Raw genomic sequence first — 16,729 nt, forward strand, 5'->3', positions numbered from 1 at the left:
TTTGCAGGTGTCCTGTGTTGCTCGATCCGCTTGCCCAGGTAGTCACGCTCCTTCAACCCGCTACCCCGTTTTCGAAACGGGGTAGCGGCGCCGGTCGTTGGAGAGTTCTCCGCACAGAGGTCGGGCGCCCTTTCTATTGCGCCATTCTTGAGGGAGCATGCCGTCTCAAAGCCGACGGGCACGACGAGATCGTCCTCGAAGAGGGGGATTTCGTGCTCCTCCCTTCCGCGTATAACTTCTCAATGTCGAGCCACTCGCCCACGACCCCCGAAGACATCGTTCATACCTCCATCGTGTTACCCGATGGCGAACACAGGGTCGGCACCCCAGACGGCTCTCCCGATGTCCGCTTTCTGGTGGGTTACTGTGTCTTTCGATCCCCGGATGCGGCTCTGCTCTCGTCGCTGCTCCCCAAGCTTGTACACGTTCGGGGAGTGGATCGGCTGGCCACTCTCATGCAACTCGTCGGCGATGAAGCGCGTGCGCAGCGACCGGCGCGGGATGTGGTTCTGGAACGCCTGCTGGAAGTCCTGCTCATCGAGGCCCTTCGCTCTGACGGTACGACGGACACCTCGCCCGGGCTACTGCGCGGTCTTACCGACGAGCGGATTGCGATCGCAATCCGTCGGATACATGAGAGTCCCGAGCGCCCCTGGACGGTTGCACAGCTTGCAAACGAAGCGACACTCTCCCGCTCCGCGTTTTACGAGCGGTTTGGTCGCGCGGTGGGCATCGCGCCAATGGAGTACCTGCTCGCCTGGCGTATGGCCTTGGCCAAGGATTTGCTGCGCAGAGAAAAAGCCAGTATCGCTGACGTCGCCGAACGGGTTGGCTACAGCTCCGCCAGCACCTTTAGCGTCGCCTTCACCCGCCATGTCGGGCTGCCGCCTGCGCGCTATGCCCGGGGGGCTTCGTTTGACAGGGTGCTACAGGCCGAAGCCGATAGCTCACCGGAGACCGGATCCATTGCTTGAGCCTAAACTCAGGCAAGCAATCGCGGGGGCGGCGGCTGAGCTTTCACCTTTAGGCTCCCAATCCACCATCGACTCGAGTTGCTTCGACTAAATGATCCAATTCAGCTTGTGCTAGCGAAGATGGCAGGTGGCAGATGGGATCCCCCTCCAACGGACATGACCGCGGAGCGCTCAGGCGTTAGTGCATGACGAAGATTGAAAAAGGTGTGTGTCTGGAACGTTCGGCATATCGGCGAGCAGCGCAAGCGCGGTCGAGCTGAAGGGATGTCGTACCTTGCGTTGATAGGCTTCTACGATCTCGGCGAGTACGGACACGGCAAGCGATGAAGCGTCGCGCATGGAAGGTATCAATCCGACGGGCCCGCGGATGCGGTGAGTCTCTTTCTCAGTAAAACCGATTGACTGAAGCCTCTCACAGCGCCGCGCATGGGTAGCTTTGCTGCCAATGGCGCCAATATAGAAGGCGGGGCCTATGAGCGCTTGGGCGAGGAGCGTTTCCTCCCAGTCCACGTCATGGAAGGCGAGCAGAAACGCCGTCCATGGATCATCGTCCAGCTTGGGAAGCGCCGAAGGAACCGTCAGCGTCGTAACGCGCTCGATTCCTAACCGTTGGGCATCCTGGGCTTCGGCAGCATCGCGGAGTTGCAGCTCGGTGTGGATGCCGCTTGCCGTCGCCAGCCGGGCAAGCGCCAGACTATCGGCGCCGCGCCCGGCGATGCGCAGGCGGAGCTTGGGTATGTACTGAAAAGACAGAGCGCCTGGAGTGGGCAGATGCCCCAATCCGAGCGAGCCAGAGTCAGAAAGTGTGATCGTTACCGGCTGGCGCGTGGCGAGCTGATCATGGCAGGCACGCAAAACACTGAACTGGGCGTTGGGCAGTACGCAAACATCAATGGCACCACCGCAGGGTAGCGGCAAATCGATGAACGGTGAGCCCTTGCCGTACCTCAGGCGCTTGACCCGCCCCGTGCTAAGCGCTTGCCGCGCATGATGGGCCACATCCGCGTCGATGCACCCGCCTGAAATGTAGCCGCAACGGTCACCCGTGGCGGACACGGCCATCATGGCGCCTGGCATGCGCACGGCGCCACCTTCCGTCGCGGTCACGATAACGAGAGCTGTCTTGCTTTCTCTGCGCCAATCGAGCCACTGTCCAAGGACATCCTGTGCGTGTTCCAGGTACATGGTAGGCCTCATCAATCTGTGGTCGGCTGCGCTAACCCTGAACATGATCGGAAAGCGGCAGGTGGCGGATTCGTTGCTGCGTAGCGGCAAATAGCGCGTTGGCCAGCGCCGGGGCGAGCGGGGGAATGCCCGGCTCACCCACGCCGCCTAGCGGCGAGCCGATATCGACGATGCTCACCGTCACGGCTGGTGCCTCCCCGATGCGGAGCAACGGATAGTCGTGAAAGTTCGACTGCTCGGCGTGGCCGTCACGGATCGTCACCTTCTGCCTCATGGCTGCTCCGAGCGCATCGATGACGGCGCCCTGTAGTTGCGCTTCCACCTGGCCCGGATTGATCGCGCGTCCGCAGTCGATAGCGGCATGGACACGTTCCACCTGAATACCTTCATCGTCAGCCCTAGCCTCGACTACCTGGGCAACATAGGAGCCGTAGCTTTCTACCACGGCCAAGCCGCGCGAGATTCCCTCTGCCGCAGGCTCGTGCCAATGCGACATCTCGGCGACCCGGTCAAGGACGGCGAGCATCCTCGCCTGATCGGTGCAGTGGCTTCTGCGAAACTCCAGCGGATCGCGGCCCGCTGCTGCAGCGCATTCGTCCATGAAGCTTTCAAAGAAGAAGCCGTTGAAGGAGTGGGCGATCGAACGCCAGGGGCAAAGCGGGATTGGCAGGTCGACCACGGCATGATCCACGACAAAATTGGGGATGACGTAGCGCATGTCCGACAGGCCGCCGAGCGAGAAGGGATCGAAGTTGGCGAGATTGCCCGTCGACTGCGCCCGCTGCTCCGGATCAATGCCGTATTCGCGGCCCATTTGCGGCCCGGAGACGCGAATGCGCATGCCGGTGATCTGGCCGGCCTCGTTCAGAACCGCCCGGAAGCGACACATCATCGTCTGGCGATACTGGCCCTGCTGAACATCATCCTCGCGCGCCCATAGCACCTTGACCGGCCGACCATCGACGGCGCGGCTGGCAAGCGCTGCCTGAAGGGCGATCTCGCCGTGGGTCTTGCGCCCGAAGCCACCACCCAAATAGGTGGTATTGATGAAAAACTGGTCAGCCGGTATCTGCATCGCATTCTCGAGCGTCATGCGCACGATGTCCTGGCCCTGCGTGCCGATCCATAGTTCTGTTCGTTCCTCGGTGGACTCGGCCGTGCAGTTGATCGGCTCCATGCTGGCATGAGTCAGAAACGGCACCGAGTATTCGGCCTCGACGACCTGACCGTCGTCCCACAGGGTTGCCTCGGCCTCGCCCCGCAGCGTGGTGATAGGGACATCGGTTCGATCCAGTCCCTGGCGAAGCATTTCATCTATCTCATCGGTGGAAAGCGTATCCGCCGGTGTTTGTGTGAAGGTGATATCCAGGGCGTCGGCTGTTTGTTTGGCCTGCCACCAGGAGTCGGCAACCACCACTACGCCGCGCGGCACGCGAACCACGGCGACAACGCCCGGCATCCCGGAGACGCTGTTCTCATCGAATGACTCGACGTCGGCGGAAAAGACCGGGGCGAGTCGGGCGGCGCCATATAGGATGCCTTCGCGCTCGACGTCTATCCCGTATACGGCTTTGCCTGTCACCTTTGCCGGGGTATCGAGACGCGCTACCTTGCGCCCGGTCAGCGTGCGTTCGCTATCGGGTCGGAGGGTTGGATCCTCAGGCATCGGCAGCGCCATGGCGTCTTCCACCAGGTCACCGAAGGGAATCCTTCGGCCGCTGTCGGCGTGGACAATGCAGCCGTTCTCGGCGTGCAAGGCTGCCGCTGCTACGTCTAGACGCTCGGCCGCCGCCTGGGTCAGCATTTGCCGTGCCTGGGCGGCCGCGCGGCGCAGCGGGTCGTGCCAGAAACGGATGCCGAACGAACCCACAGAACGCATCTGGCCGATGAATGGAATTCTGTAGTCGTCGGAGAGCTTATTCGGCATGCCGACAGTAATACTCGACCAATCGGCGCCCAGCTCCTCGGCGAGAATCTGGGCCTGGCCTGTGTGGGTGCCCTGGCCCATTTCGCTCGTGGGTAGCAGGAAGGTCACTTGGCCGCTCGTGCCGATGCGGATATAAGCGTGCGAAAGGAGGGGATCCTCTTCCTCTTGTGCCCAGGCCGTGGGTAGACGAAGGGGAATGATGAGCGCGGCGCCTGCCACTAAGGTGCCGCCTAGAAAGGCGCGACGGCTAAAGGATAAATGATGTGTTTTCATTGTTGACCTGTCCTTTCCATAAGACTTGAGGTGATACGGTGCCGGTTAGCTTTCGGCGACACGGTGTATGGCCGCCCGGATGCGCACATAGGTGCCGCAGCGGCAAAGATTGCCGCTCATTGCGTCATCGATCTGCGCATCGGTAGGGTGCGGATTGCGCGCCAGAAGCGCAGCGGCGCTCATGATCTGACCCGACTGGCAGTAGCCGCATTGCGGGACGTCCAGTTCCACCCAGGCCTGCTGGACGGGGTGCGAGCCATCTTCGGACAACCCTTCGATCGTGGTGATGGATCTGCCTTCGGCGCCAGATAACGGGAAAACACAGGCACGCACCGGCTCACCATCCACATGCAGCATGCACGCACCGCATTGTGCGACGCCGCAGCCGAACTTGGTGCCGGTGAGTTTCAGTTGCTCCCGGATCACCCAGAGAAGCGGTGTACCCGGCTCGGCGGTAACGTCTACCGCACGTCCGTTGATCGTAAATGCTGTCATGGGTGTTTCTCCTTGGCCTCATTCCGGGTCGTAACATGGCAGGGTTGTTGGCTCTTCTCGATTGCCTTAGAGGCAGCAGTTGGCTTCGGCCAAGGCTGCGTTATCTTTTTTAACAACTTGATGGAGACAATACTTGCCAGCACCTGCGCAAACCTTGCCTTTTCCTGCAGGGGGCGAGGAAGGCCTTCGACATCATGCTAAGTTCAACCTGAATGCGGCAGGGAAACAGGTAGATTCGCTCTATTTGGTCGATTCTGAAGTCACAAGTGGAGCTGAAAGGATTCGTCCGCCCAGCTCGCCTCCTTTGGGAGACACTTTGCTACAATTTGGTATCAGTACGGCACACTTAAGCGACAAATTGATCGTATTGATTATGCTCTGCATCACGTCTCACCCGGAGCGCTCTCGACACTCTATGCTGCCTATGCCGCAACTAATCCAGAAGCGCACGGTGGGGTTCCTAGGATTCCGTCAATGATTAAAGTGAAGTCGGGGTTGGCGAAGGCGACGCGACTCTATGATGAACTGGCTAAGAAGGCTGGCCAGATATCGGCTGACGAGAGTTTCAGGTTCACGGCGCGGAGGTTAGGGCAATGCACGAGGCCACACATGTAGTCGTCGTTGACGATCATAATGATATACGGGATCTGGTGCGGGAGTATCTCGAGCATCAAGGTTACAAGGTCAGCGTAGCGGAAGGGGGGGCAACCCTACGACGAATCCTCGCGCGACAGACGGTCGACCTGATCATTCTCGATGTCATGATGCCCGGTGAGGACGGTATCTCGCTATGCCGGGAGGTTCGGGCATCCGGAGATGTTCCTATCATATTTCTGACTGCGATGGACGAAGATACAGATCGTATCGTCGGTCTCGAGCTTGGCGCGGACGATTACCTGGTTAAGCCATTCAATCCGCGTGAGCTTCTTGCTCGAATTAGAGCCGTCCTCCGTCGTGCTACCAGCTCTACGCCGGTGGGTACAATTCTCAATCGTAGGATAGTGCGCATCGGACATTGGAAGCTCGATTTAGGGCGCCAGGAAATCTTCGGTGATGATGGTGTTGGCATTCCTCTCAGTACAGCGGAATTTCGTCTTCTCAAGGTTTTCATTGAGCGGCCTGGGTTAATACTCAGCCGAGAGCAGCTTCTTGATCTGACGGTTGGGAGGACAGCCGACATCTTTGACCGCAGCATTGATAACCAGGTTAGCCGTCTGCGGAAGAAGATTGAGGAGAATGCCAAGAATCCGTCGATCATCAAAACCCATTGGGGCGGTGGCTACAGCCTGTGTACTGAGGTCGTGTTCGAATGATTCGTCTTTGGCGTAAAAGCTTGGCTATACAAATCATCGGGCTGACGCTAGCGGCGTTAATCGTCTCCCAGGCGCTTACCTTCCTGATTTCCATGGATGAGTACACCAAAAAGTTCGATGCAGGGGTAAAAGCTGAATTTATCAGCCGAGCGTCATCAGTGACCCGCTTGGTGGAATCGCTATCGCCGCCATTGAGAGAGCAGGCTCTGCGTGCAAGTGAAGGCAGTTATTTAAGATACTGGTTGACCGACAGCGACCCTGCGGATCCTAATGCCTGGAGATTAGCGGCCCTTTCCCAGCTTTCCCGGCCTTTGGATAGCGCCGTCGATCCAAATGGAACATTAGGATGGGCTGGGTCTCCCCATCCGAAATTACCGAACGTCGACGAAGTGGCCACTGCAAACGCCGATGACCCATGGTGGACGCCAACGCCCTATTTGTGGATGCTGTCGCAGCCAACCAAGGTGCTCCAGTTTTCAGGCAGTCTTGGGTATGGGTACAAGGCGCAACTGGGTGACGGGCGTTGGTTGAATGCGGCCTTTTATCAGCACGATAAAGGTAGTTTGTGGACATCCAAGCCTCTGATTTCGCTTGGGCTTACTGCTATCATGCTCGCTTTGATCAGCATTTTTATAGCAAGCCGTATCGCCCAACCACTACGAAATCTGTCCACAGCCGCTGAAGCTTTAGGGCGAGGGCAAAACCTGCCGCCATTGTTGGAAGAGGGGCCAGAAGAGATCAGGCGCACAGCTCAATCCTTCAATAAGATGCAAAGCCGTCTACATCGTTTCGTAGAGGATCGGACGAAGATGCTTGCAGCGATTGGCCATGATTTACGGACGCCGCTGACCTCGCTTCGGTTAAGAGCCGAATTCGTTAACGACGAAGATATCCAGCGTAAGATGATAGCGACAATTGACGAGCTGCAGTCGATGACGGAAGCCGCGATTTCGTTCGCACGTGGAGAGTCGATTAAAGAGGAAACGCGCACCATTGATCTGGAAGCGCTTGTGGGGAGTATTTGTGACGACCACGCTGATCTGGGACATCCGGTCACCCATGTCGAGAGCGTTAAGATGAAGTACCGTTGTCGACCAGATAGCCTTCGCCGCGCGTTAAGAAACCTGGTCGAGAACGCGGTGCGTTATGGGGGTGAGGCAAAAGTGTCTCTTCGGGAGACTCCTTCCACGGTTGATATCGTCGTTGAAGACCGTGGGCCAGGGATTCCGGACGACATGAAAGAGAAGGTTTTCGCGCCTTTTGTCCGGCTTGAAACGTCGCGAAACAGACAGACCGGAGGCATCGGTCTCGGCCTCTCGATAGTGCGTGCAGTCGCACGGCAGCACGGGGGAGATATCTCGTTTTTCAATGGCGAAGCCGGTATGCAAGCCATCATTTCGCTTCCCAGAGAAGGCAGTGTAGACGCAGCGCCAGTGCGAAAAGAGCGTATCTGGCGACTCAAAAAAACTTCACGCTCCGTGCAAAGTGCTCACTCACCGAAATAGCCTGTTTCTTGCCCTGACACTCCAGTAACCATGCCCAATATGGCAAGGCAAACTCATCACATTGTTTATTATGATTTAGCGTTAGTGGCACAGTTCGCTACAAAATAACCAAAACTACGGCATATCGTGGACACAACCATCACCTACCATCCTCGTTGTCGCCGTAGAGCTTAGTTAGCTCGGCACCGTAATCTCTAGCATAGAGCGAGGACAATATGCCGACACTACCAATGCACCGCTTGAGCAAATTGGCTCCGTACTTTCTCAGCGTTCTGCGAATCTTTGCCGCTGGGTCTTTCCTGACACATGGGACGATGAAGCTTTTCAACTGGCCCGCCCCTTTCGAGTATCCCCTTAACCCCATGCTTTATACCGCTGGCATCCTGGAAGTAGTGGGCGGGTTGTTGCTAATAATAGGTCTGTTCTCGCGACCAACGGCTTTCTTACTTTCTGGTTTAATGGCATTTGCCTACTTTATCGCGCACAGCTCGAACAGTTTTTTTCCTGTTCTCAACCACGGTGAAGCGGCCATGCTTTATTGCTTCATCTTTCTCTATATTAGTGCCGCAGGCCCTGGCGTGTGGAGCTTTGATGTTTCGCGTGCGCAAAGCCGGGTGGGGTGAGACCGTTGTTTGAAACCATCCCCTCATGCCATCCCTTTATGATAAGTTCCAGCTGAAATGCGGGAGGAAACCTATGAACTCGCTCAAACAGGCTGTCCGGGCTTATACCAGCCGCTACGCCGACAACCGTGGTATGGCGCTAACCCCGATTCCGGGGTTACGTATGATGTGCCTCAAGGCGCCATCCGGCGACCTGCATTCGGTTTACAGGCCGCTGATATGCCTGGTTCTGCAGGGTGCGAAGCGCTTAATAGTGGGAAATGAGGAACGGGTTTTTTCTAGCGGGCAGTCCGTCCTCGTTAGTGCTGACATGCCGGTCATCGGACGGGTCGTGCAAGCAAGCCCGAGCGAGCCCTATCTGGCGATCGCTGTCGAACTGGAGGTGGCGCTCTTGCGCGAACTCACCGCCCATATCGATACCCCCCGCCCGCAGCGCACTTCAGGGATGCCTACGCTATTCGCCGTCGACACCGAAGCCGCACTGCTCGATTGCGCATCACGGCTGATGCACCTGTTGGATCGCCCAGAAGCAGCGCCGCTCTTGAGCCCAGGAATCATGCGGGAGCTGCACTACTGGCTCCTTTCAGGGCCTCACAGCAATGCTTTGCGGGCGCTGGCAGACCCTGACAGCCATGCAAGCCGTCTTGCCGCCGCCATTACGGTACTCAGAGCTGAGTATCAGTCGCGTGTGCCCGTTGAGCGACTTGCGGCAGAAGCGGGAATGAGTAGCACCTCGTTTCATAAGCACTTTAAGCACATGACGTCGCTCACGCCGGGGCAGTACCAGAAGCGACTTCGCCTGATTGAAGCGCGCCGTTTGATGCTCAATGAAGGATTCTCTGCGAGCAGCGCTGCTTTTGAGGTGGGCTACGAGAGCGTGCCCCAGTTTACCCGCGAATATGGGCGGCTGTTTCAGAAGCCGCCGAAACAGGACGCTCTGCGAGCTCGAAGATCTATTGAACATAGAGTATCGCCGTTAACGGTTACCACAGCGTGACCTTTGCGTCCCATTGAATGCGTAAGCGTGTTGGCCAGTATGCCTTTTGCTAAACTTTGACGCGTCGCAAACAGAAAAACTGAATTCACTCTAACTAGCTATGGACGGTTATGATGATCTCTTCGAGAACGATCTCTCTTGCTTCCCTGCGTGTCATGTTGTCCGCCATTCTCCTGGTGGCGCTGGTGCTCGGTGTTGGATATCAGGCCCGTGCCGCCGAGCCTTCCAATGACGTCAGACAGACGGTGGATCAGCTGCTCCGGTTGGTTGATGAGCGGCTTGCTATTGCACCCGATGTTGCAAAGGCTAAATGGAACTCTGGTGATCCTATTGATGCTCCCGCACGAGAAGCGCAAATTCTAGAGAGGGTCGTGGCTGAAGCCACGCGGGCGGGTATCAATGAGGCCTTTGCCCAGACGTTTTTCAAACACCAGTTTGAGGCAAGCAAGGTTATCCAGCACCGGCTCCATGAACAATGGAGGCAAACGGAGCAGCCTCCCTTTGCATCCCCGCCAGACCTTGCCGAAGATATTCGCCCCCAACTTGACCAATTGACACCACAACTGATGGCTTCACTTCGCGACTTTCAGGTTGTTGCTGAAAGCGAAGGAGTTAGACAATATCTTGAAAATAATGCCGAAGCCTTGGTGAATGACGGCGTAGGAGGTGCCGCTCGGCAAGAGGCATTACGCCCACTTTACGAAGCCACCGACACTGCCAATGTGGAGGTGCAATAAGCTCAGCGTTGGCAAGAAAGGGGCGTGTATCTACTCGGATAACTGTCATGCGCCTCCCAGCCTGCGGACTTTTATCGACCTGCTGCGAGAGTTGCGAGCTTAGTCTCTATTAGGCCAATCCACACTGAATAAGCGCAGCGAACGTTTTGGCTGCTTCAACGTATTGTGTCAGGAGCGTTAACGCTGCCTCGTTATTGTCGGTGTATGGTCAGTAACCCCGCTATTAGGCGACTTACCTCTTGTGCTGACTAGGTGGCTTTTGGGGCGGGTTTGGGTATGGCGCTGCCGGCCCTTGCCAGCCCCGCGGTAAAGGCAATGCATGCGAAGACCAGCACAGCGTAGTCGGGGGGCAGCCGATCCATCAAAAAGCCAAAGAGTGGGGCGCCAGCCGTTTGGCCGATCGCGATGGTCAGGAAGCCAATCATCAGACCTGTGGCGGGCCGGTCGGGCAATGCCGTGACGCCCCATACCAGATAGACACCTGTCACCATGATGTAAGCAGCACCGAACAGCATGCCACCGACGATTGCCAGTAGGGGAGTGGTGGCGCTGGTACCAACCAAAAGAATGCCTGCTGCCAATGCCCCCAGAAAAAGCCAATGCACCCGGTCGATCCCGAAGCGCGCCACTAACGTGCCTGCGCCTGCGCCCACAATACCGGCGGCGCCAATAGCAATCCAAAGCAGCCCTGCGCCGGTATTGCCCCAGCCAAGCTGCAACGCGACGAGTTTGCCGCCGAAATACCAAATAGCGGTGCTGGACGCGCCCATCAGAAAAGCAGCCGCGATCAAGCGCATAACAACGTTGTTAAAGGGCGGTAAGCCGCCCGAGGTCTGGGTCGCTTTGGTGCGGGTGGGTACGCTGATTGCGGCGACTACCGCCATCACAAAAGCGGCCACGGCAAAACACGCGAACGCCAACCGCCATTGACCGCCCATCAGTAACGCGACTGGCCCTGAAAGCACCACACCGGCACTCGTTCCGGCATTAATGATCGTGTTGGTGGCACTCTGCCGTTTAGGGCGGACGGCGGCGGCCACCGCTGCCGCCATGGGCGGAGAGGCTAACCCCGTACTTGAGCCTGCCAGCATGACCGCGCAGGCGAGTAATAGTGGGGAGGGAGCCATGGCGATGCCCGCCATGCCGACGGTCGCGACCAGTGCCGCGCCAATGGCGACGGCGCGAGCACCGATCCGCTCGGTCAGATACGCCGATAAAATGATGGCGACACAGTAGCCCAGAAATGATCCACCCGATATGAAACCACTCAAGGTGGGCGTGAGAGCAAGGTCAGTGTCGATCTGGGGCAGGAAGAGTCCGAAGGCGAAGCGCGCAAAGCCATAGCACACCGCAATCAGGCCAAACCCCGTCGCACTGAGGTACACGCTCGGGCTCATGATCGTGCCTGCTTGAGCAGTGCTAATGCGGCTTTGTGTGCCGAGACTACCGCCCCCGGGCCACGGTAAATCGCGGCCGCGGTGGCGCCTTCGTACAGGATAAGGATCTGCTCGGCGAGTTCCGGCATCTCCTGTTCATCGTTTTCTATCGCGACAATATCCTGGATCTTGTCATAAAGCCTTGCCTTGTGAGCCAGCACGGCCTCAGTGATTGCCGGTATGTCACCGCCGGTTTCGCCGTAAGCACGCAAAAAGAGGCATCCTCTTGCGCTCTCGCTCCTTATCCATTCTTCCAGCGCGTCGAAGAGTGCATCAACGCTGCCCACTTCGATGTGTGGCTGGAACCGTCGATGGCGCTCTTTGAGCACCTCCGTTATCAGCGCCGTTTTGCTACCCGCATGCTTGTAGAGCGTTCGGCTCGACATGCCAGCCGCCTTGGTTAGCTTGTCCATCCCGGTGGCGGTAAAGCCGTGCCGGTCGAAAAGCTGCTCTGCTGCTGAAATAAGCTTTGTTTTGGTATCCATGCGAGCAGTGTAAAACGATCATTTTACATCGTCAATTTTTACCTACTCGTGATGAAATACGAAGAATTCACATCTTGTTGAGCATCTCCACCGCTTCATCGAAGTGGCCGTCGCGCTCCGCCCAGCGCAGGAAGTTGACGTTTTCCACGAGAATTTCCTTGGGTGTGGGTTTTTCGTGGAACAGCGTCATGACTTCGTCGATAAAGTCATCGAGCGGCATATAGCCTTTGCGGGTCGACTGGCCGGGTGTCAGTTCCGTCTGCACGGCGGGAGGTGCCAGTTCGATAAGCTCGACCTTGCCCTTGAGCTGTTCGCGGAGCGAAATCGTATAGGAGTGAATGGCCGCCTTGGTGGCGTTGTAGGTGGGCGTGCCGCTTAACGGCACAAACGCCAACCCGGACGATACGTTCACGATCGTCGCGTCTGGCTGGCTTGTCAGGTGGTCGGTCAGTGCGTTGGTCAGCCGGATAGGCCCAAGCAGATTGGTGACGACCGTTTGTTCGGCATCAATGAGGTCATGGGTACTGGTCAAGTCCTCGCGGCGCATGATACCCGCATTGTTGATCAGCATGTTAAGGCGGGGGTGCTCGGCGATGACACGCTCAGCAAAGGCCACAATTGCTCGCGGATCCTCTACATCGACGACCATCGCGTGCATATTTTGGTGACCGGCAATGGTTTCCTCCAGCGTTTCCATGCGTCGTCCAGCGACGATGACGGTGTTGCCCAGCGCGTTAAAGCGTAGAGCAAGCTCACGGCCAATGCCGGAGCCACCGCCGGTGATGAGAATGGTGTTTCCTGATGTTTTCACTGTTATACACTCCGCCTATCATTAGGATTCAATGTCATCAATATGGACATCGATAGTCGCGCAGCTCGAACCGCTTCGTTGGTGAGGCCCCTGAACGGCTGCGCTGACCTTTACTTTTTAACAATTCCACGGCGGCAGGGCTTGCCAACCCTTGCGCAAAACTTGCCTGATCCTGCAGGGGCGGGTGAATACCTTCAGCATCTTGCTAACGTTGAGTTGAAAGGCGGGAGAAAATCAGACGAATACACTCAAATAGGCCACCCGGACGTATGCCAAGCGCAGCTAAACAGGCTGCGCTGTCAGAAAACTATCGAGGCAGCCAGTAACCATGCAGCGATGTCCCTGCGAATAGGCGCTTGTGCCACATGGCACTTGATTACTCGGGTAGTCTGGCAATGACCTTGATTTCAAAATCGAAACCTGCCAGCCATGTCACGCCGACCGCTGTCCAGTTAGGGTAGGGCTTTTCCGGGAATGCGCGTGCCTTGGCTTCCATGATGGTGGTGAATTGGGCTTCGGGATCAGTATGGAAGGTCGTCACGTCGACGATATCTTCGAAGCTTGCGCCCGCTGCTTCCAAGACACTCTTCAGATTGTCGAAAGCGAGCTGTACCTGGGCAGCGAAGTCCGGCTCGGGCGAGCCGTCTTCACGGCTGCCGACCTGGCCCGACACGAACAGGAGGTCGCCAGAGCGAATGGCAGCGGAGTAGGCGTTCTGTTCATAAAGCGCCTGACGGCCTGGGGGGAAAACAACGTCACGTTGAGTCATGTGAATCTCCATCAATAGGTCGAAGCCGACCCCTTATCTACGATGGCGTCACTTTAAGCCGTCAGTAGAGGTGGATAAACGGCGAATTCTGTTCAACATTGTTTGTATATTTCAAACAATCAAAGGTGTTTGGCACCCTCATGGATCGTTTTAACGCAATGCAGGCTTTTGCTCGGGTCGTGGAGACGGGCAGCTTTACCAAGGCAGCTGAAACACTTCACATGAGCAAAACCAGCGTGACGCAACTCGTGCAACAATTAGAGGCACGGCTACGGGTAAAGCTGCTCAACCGCACCACGCGCAAGGTGAACGTAACGGCTGACGGCGCCGCCTATTACGAGCGCGTTATAAAGCTATTAGCCGATATGGATGATGCTGAAACCAGCTTGTCCAACGCCTCGGTGTCGCCTCGCGGCCGACTAAGGGTGGACGTGCCCAGCCCTTTCGCGCGCATGATCTTGATACCAGCTTTGCCTGCTTTCCACGCTCAATACCCCGATATTCAAATTGATATGGGGGCGAGTGACCGCATGGTGGATCTGATCGGTGAAAGCGTGGACTGTGTGGTGCGCGGCGGAGAACTCACGGATTTATCGTTAGTGGCGCGTCGCGTAGGCGACCTGAAGATCGGTATTTACGCCGCGCCGAGCTATCTGGAAAGCGCTGGTTTGCCTTTGCACCCGCAAGAACTCTCAGCTCCCCCTCACTACATTGTAGGGTTCCGATGGGCCCGTGCCGGGGCGTCTTCTCCCTACGCCATGTACCGCAACGGAGAGCGCGTTACCGTACAAGGGCGCTATGTGATTTCGGTCGATGACGGTAATGCCGGTCTTGCGGCAGGCATAGCGGGGCTCGGCGTAGTGTGGCTTCCTGACTACATGGTCAGTGAGCACGTATCTCGCGGGGAGCTGGTTCGCCTATTTGATGGCTGGCATCTCGACCCAATGCCGATGTACGTCGCTTTTCCACCGAATCGGCACGTAAGCGCCAAGCTGCGCGTGTTTATCGATTGGGTTGTGGAGTTGATGGCTCAGCATGCGCCCATGGTTGATCGACGGGGGCAGTAGCGATACAAGTAGCTAGTTCACTAGCGCTTTACTCTGGTAATTCCATGAACGGACACTTATTTTTTTAGCACGGGAGCGTTCGGGGCTTTATGCATAGACTTAATCTGTGGCCGCTCCGCCATGATGCGCCCCAGACGCTCTAGAGCCAGTTCGAGCCGCTCAACCAAGCCTTCCAACAGTACACGGCGGTCAGCGGGCACGTCACCGTAAGCCTCTATTGCCTCTTCCAACTGCTGGCCTGCTTCGCGAATTCCTTGTGGCTGGCGCCCGTTGGCGCTCTCTTCAAACCCGCCAGCTAGCGTGCCTAGTAGGTGGCGATGCGCCTCGCGAACTCGCGGGTGCGGTGCATCATCAAGCCGATCACGCAGGCGCAGCGTAGCGGTGCCAACATCCAACCCGGTCAAACCAAGAATAAACAGGTGGCGTTGGTCTTCGGGTAGCATGTCGTCATGCTGCGCCAGTTGCAGAAGCCGATCCGCCATGTGGCCGCTGAAGCGGGTTTCGGCGTCGCGAATCGAGCGCTGGCTTAGCTCATGGATATCGGTGGAAATCGCATTGATTAAACGTCGCCGCCGAAGTCGGGTGCCCAGCCCCGGCAGTAGACGAAAGCCCATTACCACGCAGCTTAGCCCAATCACTACGGCCACCACCCGGTTGGCAAAACTGTCGAACGAGAAATCCATGCCGTTGCCGGGCATGGTTAGCAGAATATTGAAGATAGTGAAGGCTAGGCAGTAGCCCATGGTGGCTAGGTTAGTGGCACCTAATAGTCCTAAGAACAGCGGTGTACCAAACAGCATTGCTAGCATCGGAAAACCGTTGGCCTGGGAGAGCAATACATGGCCGAACAGAAAAGCGCTAGGAATCGCCGCCAGCATACCTTTATAAAACATCATGGTGATGGCGAGGGGATTGTCACGGCTGGCGAAAAAGGCGGAAAACAGTGTGCCCAGCATCATCGCGATCATGGCGCTCTGCCAGGCGGTGACGATCCAGAAAGTCGCCAGTAGCGAAAATACTAGCCCTGAGCGAATGGCGTTAATACCGGCGGCGAGGTGATCGCGGTGCCAGGCCAGTGGCGATGAGCGCAGTTTATGGCTCTCCGGCGAGGCAATCGCCTCCCGGGCATCGAGCATGATCATGGCGTGGCCGATCGATTCACGTAGCCCCAACCGCAGACGTCGATCGAGGGGAGCTAAGCTGGCCTCTTCCTCGCTTTCATGAACCCGGTGGCGTAGCGACTGGAGAGCTTTTCTGGCCTCAATGACCCCTTTGACGTGTTCAGCATCGCGAAAGCCTTTTGCGACCTCGCCCGCGAGTTCGATACTTTGCGGAGCGAGTCGGTCAGCGTGGTCGTGCATCAGTTGGTGCAGCGCCTGCAGGTTGGCGAAAAAGCGCAGCGTGCGGCGGGTTAGTACATGGGCTGCCCGAACTCGGCCGGGGCCTACCGGGCCTTCAAAGCGGGCGGCCTGGCTATCGGTTTCCAGCAGGGTTAACGGCACGAGGCTGCTGCGCAGGGCTTTCTGCATCGCCGGGATATCGTCGCTGGCTTCCAAACGCAGGGCGGCATGCTCGAAGGCTTCGTTGATCACGCTGTCGGCCTGGGTGGCAAGGTGGGCGCCCACATGGGACGGCCAGAGCAGCGAGCTGACCAGCATGGCGCAGATGGCGCCCAGCCCCAGTTCGGTAAGGCGCGCCACGGCGATATCGAAGATCCCGGCGGGCGTGCTACCGCTGGAGATGACCACGATCAGCATGGCCGTTACGGAGGCCATCAGACAGCCGTAGGTGTAGTTATTACGCCACAGCGAGCCCACGTAAGTGCATAGCATAATCCAAGCGGTAAGCACGATAAGCGCAGGTACGCGGGCCTGGGCGAATAGGGCCATGATCGTGATGCCCGCCACGGCGCCAATCAAGGTGCCGCCAAGCTGGCAGATGCCTTTCTCAACCACCATGCCACTCATAGGGCGAATCTGCAGAAATGCCGCCGAGATCAGCGCCCAGTAGGGGCGCTCCAAGTCGAACATAAGCGCGATATAGAGCGCGAGCATCATCGCCAGGGTGGTCTTGATCGCAAACTTGACCGCCGTAGCGTTGGGTGTCAGGTAGGTGCTAACAAACGGCGACAT

At 57.6% G+C, this 16,729-nt stretch carries 15 protein-coding genes; 7 read left to right on the forward strand and 8 right to left on the reverse strand.

The genetic code is table 11. The annotated features are described in order from the left end of the window. The first annotated feature begins 14 nt into the window (after positions 1-14). Positions 15-974, forward strand: a complete 960-nt coding sequence (locus HALTITAN_RS08610) for an AraC family transcriptional regulator (protein WP_236614946.1) — start codon at positions 15-17, stop codon at positions 972-974. 171 nt (positions 975-1,145) lie between these two features. On the opposite strand, the gene HALTITAN_RS08615 is transcribed toward HALTITAN_RS08610, so the two are convergent. From HALTITAN_RS08615 to HALTITAN_RS08625, 3 genes are read right to left on the reverse strand one after another with little or no spacing between them, the layout of a single operon-like run. Further along, entirely contained in the window at positions 1,146-2,159 is a 1,014-nt protein-coding gene (locus HALTITAN_RS08615) for an XdhC family protein (protein WP_051051956.1), read from the reverse strand. Positions 2,160-2,190: 31 nt separating this feature from the next. Further along, positions 2,191-4,359, reverse strand: a complete 2,169-nt coding sequence (locus HALTITAN_RS08620) for a xanthine dehydrogenase family protein molybdopterin-binding subunit (RefSeq protein ID WP_051051959.1) — start codon at positions 4,357-4,359, stop codon at positions 2,191-2,193. A 45-nt stretch (positions 4,360-4,404) separates the two neighbouring features. Beyond that, a complete protein-coding gene (locus tag HALTITAN_RS08625) occupies positions 4,405-4,854 on the reverse strand; it encodes a (2Fe-2S)-binding protein (RefSeq protein WP_039858865.1) in 450 nt (149 codons plus the stop codon). A 593-nt stretch (positions 4,855-5,447) separates the two neighbouring features. Here HALTITAN_RS08625 and HALTITAN_RS08635 point away from each other — a divergent pair. The 5 genes from HALTITAN_RS08635 to aroQ all read left to right on the forward strand — a co-directional run bounded on the left by HALTITAN_RS08635 (position 5,448) and on the right by aroQ (position 10,029). Further along, positions 5,448-6,167: a response regulator gene (locus HALTITAN_RS08635; RefSeq protein WP_009286859.1), complete on the forward strand. Its 720-nt coding sequence runs from the start codon at positions 5,448-5,450 to the stop codon at positions 6,165-6,167. Continuing rightward, a complete protein-coding gene (locus tag HALTITAN_RS08640) occupies positions 6,164-7,672 on the forward strand; it encodes an ATP-binding protein (RefSeq protein WP_009286860.1) in 1,509 nt (502 codons plus the stop codon). Before HALTITAN_RS08635 ends, HALTITAN_RS08640 begins: the two co-directional genes overlap by 4 nt. A 215-nt stretch (positions 7,673-7,887) precedes the next feature. Continuing rightward, the gene (locus tag HALTITAN_RS08645) at positions 7,888-8,295 is read left to right on the forward strand and encodes a DoxX family protein (protein ID WP_083868754.1); all 408 of its coding nucleotides are present in this window, start codon (positions 7,888-7,890) and stop codon (positions 8,293-8,295) included. Between the two features lie 73 nt (positions 8,296-8,368). Beyond that, complete coding sequence (locus tag HALTITAN_RS08650) at positions 8,369-9,292, forward strand: AraC family transcriptional regulator (protein ID WP_039858867.1); 924 nt, start codon at positions 8,369-8,371, stop codon at positions 9,290-9,292. Between the two features lie 113 nt (positions 9,293-9,405). Beyond that, positions 9,406-10,029, forward strand: coding sequence for a gamma subclass chorismate mutase AroQ (gene aroQ / locus HALTITAN_RS08655; RefSeq protein WP_161609175.1), 624 nt, complete (start codon positions 9,406-9,408; stop codon positions 10,027-10,029). A gap of 248 nt (positions 10,030-10,277) precedes the next feature. Here the strand turns inward: aroQ and HALTITAN_RS08660 are convergent, their stop codons facing one another. The 4 genes from HALTITAN_RS08660 to HALTITAN_RS08675 all read right to left on the reverse strand — a co-directional run bounded on the left by HALTITAN_RS08660 (position 10,278) and on the right by HALTITAN_RS08675 (position 13,530). Beyond that, positions 10,278-11,426 (reverse strand): MFS transporter, encoded by a 1,149-nt coding sequence (locus HALTITAN_RS08660; protein WP_009286862.1) that lies wholly within the window; start codon positions 11,424-11,426, stop codon positions 10,278-10,280. Then, positions 11,423-11,950 (reverse strand): TetR/AcrR family transcriptional regulator, encoded by a 528-nt coding sequence (locus HALTITAN_RS08665; protein WP_039858869.1) that lies wholly within the window; start codon positions 11,948-11,950, stop codon positions 11,423-11,425. Before HALTITAN_RS08665 ends, HALTITAN_RS08660 begins: the two co-directional genes overlap by 4 nt. 67 nt (positions 11,951-12,017) lie before the next feature. Then, positions 12,018-12,761: an SDR family oxidoreductase gene (locus HALTITAN_RS08670; RefSeq protein WP_039858871.1), complete on the reverse strand. Its 744-nt coding sequence runs from the start codon at positions 12,759-12,761 to the stop codon at positions 12,018-12,020. A 376-nt stretch (positions 12,762-13,137) separates the two neighbouring features. Continuing rightward, complete coding sequence (locus HALTITAN_RS08675; protein WP_039858874.1) at positions 13,138-13,530, reverse strand: RidA family protein; 393 nt, start codon at positions 13,528-13,530, stop codon at positions 13,138-13,140. A 140-nt stretch (positions 13,531-13,670) separates the two neighbouring features. On the opposite strand from HALTITAN_RS08675, the gene HALTITAN_RS08680 reads away from it, so the two are divergent. Beyond that, entirely contained in the window at positions 13,671-14,597 is a 927-nt protein-coding gene (locus HALTITAN_RS08680; RefSeq protein WP_039858876.1) for a LysR family transcriptional regulator, read from the forward strand. Positions 14,598-14,653: 56 nt separating this feature from the next. Here HALTITAN_RS08680 and HALTITAN_RS08685 read toward each other — a convergent pair whose 3' ends face one another. Continuing rightward, the gene (locus HALTITAN_RS08685) at positions 14,654-16,729 is read right to left on the reverse strand and encodes an FUSC family protein (protein WP_051051960.1); all 2,076 of its coding nucleotides are present in this window, start codon (positions 16,727-16,729) and stop codon (positions 14,654-14,656) included.

It is taken from the genome of Vreelandella titanicae BH1 (genome assembly GCF_000336575.1).
GTDB lineage: Bacteria > Pseudomonadota > Gammaproteobacteria > Pseudomonadales > Halomonadaceae > Vreelandella > Vreelandella titanicae.

What these genes read in the sequence shown, in the direction of transcription:
- HALTITAN_RS08615 (WP_051051956.1), bottom strand. Translation starts at nt 2,159, where the DNA reads ATGTACCTGGAACACGCACAGGATGTCCTTGGACAGTGGCTCGATTGG.
- HALTITAN_RS08620 (WP_051051959.1), bottom strand. Translation starts at nt 4,359, where the DNA reads ATGAAAACACATCATTTATCCTTTAGCCGTCGCGCCTTTCTAGGCGGC.
- HALTITAN_RS08625 (WP_039858865.1), bottom strand. Translation starts at nt 4,854, where the DNA reads ATGACAGCATTTACGATCAACGGACGTGCGGTAGACGTTACCGCCGAG.
- HALTITAN_RS08635 (WP_009286859.1), top strand. Translation starts at nt 5,448, where the DNA reads ATGCACGAGGCCACACATGTAGTCGTCGTTGACGATCATAATGATATA.
- HALTITAN_RS08640 (WP_009286860.1), top strand. Translation starts at nt 6,164, where the DNA reads ATGATTCGTCTTTGGCGTAAAAGCTTGGCTATACAAATCATCGGGCTG.
- HALTITAN_RS08645 (WP_083868754.1), top strand. Translation starts at nt 7,888, where the DNA reads ATGCCGACACTACCAATGCACCGCTTGAGCAAATTGGCTCCGTACTTT.
- HALTITAN_RS08650 (WP_039858867.1), top strand. Translation starts at nt 8,369, where the DNA reads ATGAACTCGCTCAAACAGGCTGTCCGGGCTTATACCAGCCGCTACGCC.
- aroQ (WP_161609175.1), top strand. Translation starts at nt 9,406, where the DNA reads ATGATCTCTTCGAGAACGATCTCTCTTGCTTCCCTGCGTGTCATGTTG.
- HALTITAN_RS08660 (WP_009286862.1), bottom strand. Translation starts at nt 11,426, where the DNA reads ATGAGCCCGAGCGTGTACCTCAGTGCGACGGGGTTTGGCCTGATTGCG.
- HALTITAN_RS08665 (WP_039858869.1), bottom strand. Translation starts at nt 11,950, where the DNA reads ATGGATACCAAAACAAAGCTTATTTCAGCAGCAGAGCAGCTTTTCGAC.
- HALTITAN_RS08675 (WP_039858874.1), bottom strand. Translation starts at nt 13,530, where the DNA reads ATGACTCAACGTGACGTTGTTTTCCCCCCAGGCCGTCAGGCGCTTTAT.
- HALTITAN_RS08680 (WP_039858876.1), top strand. Translation starts at nt 13,671, where the DNA reads ATGGATCGTTTTAACGCAATGCAGGCTTTTGCTCGGGTCGTGGAGACG.
- HALTITAN_RS08685 (WP_051051960.1), bottom strand. Translation starts at nt 16,729, where the DNA reads ATGTCGCCGTTTGTTAGCACCTACCTGACACCCAACGCTACGGCGGTC.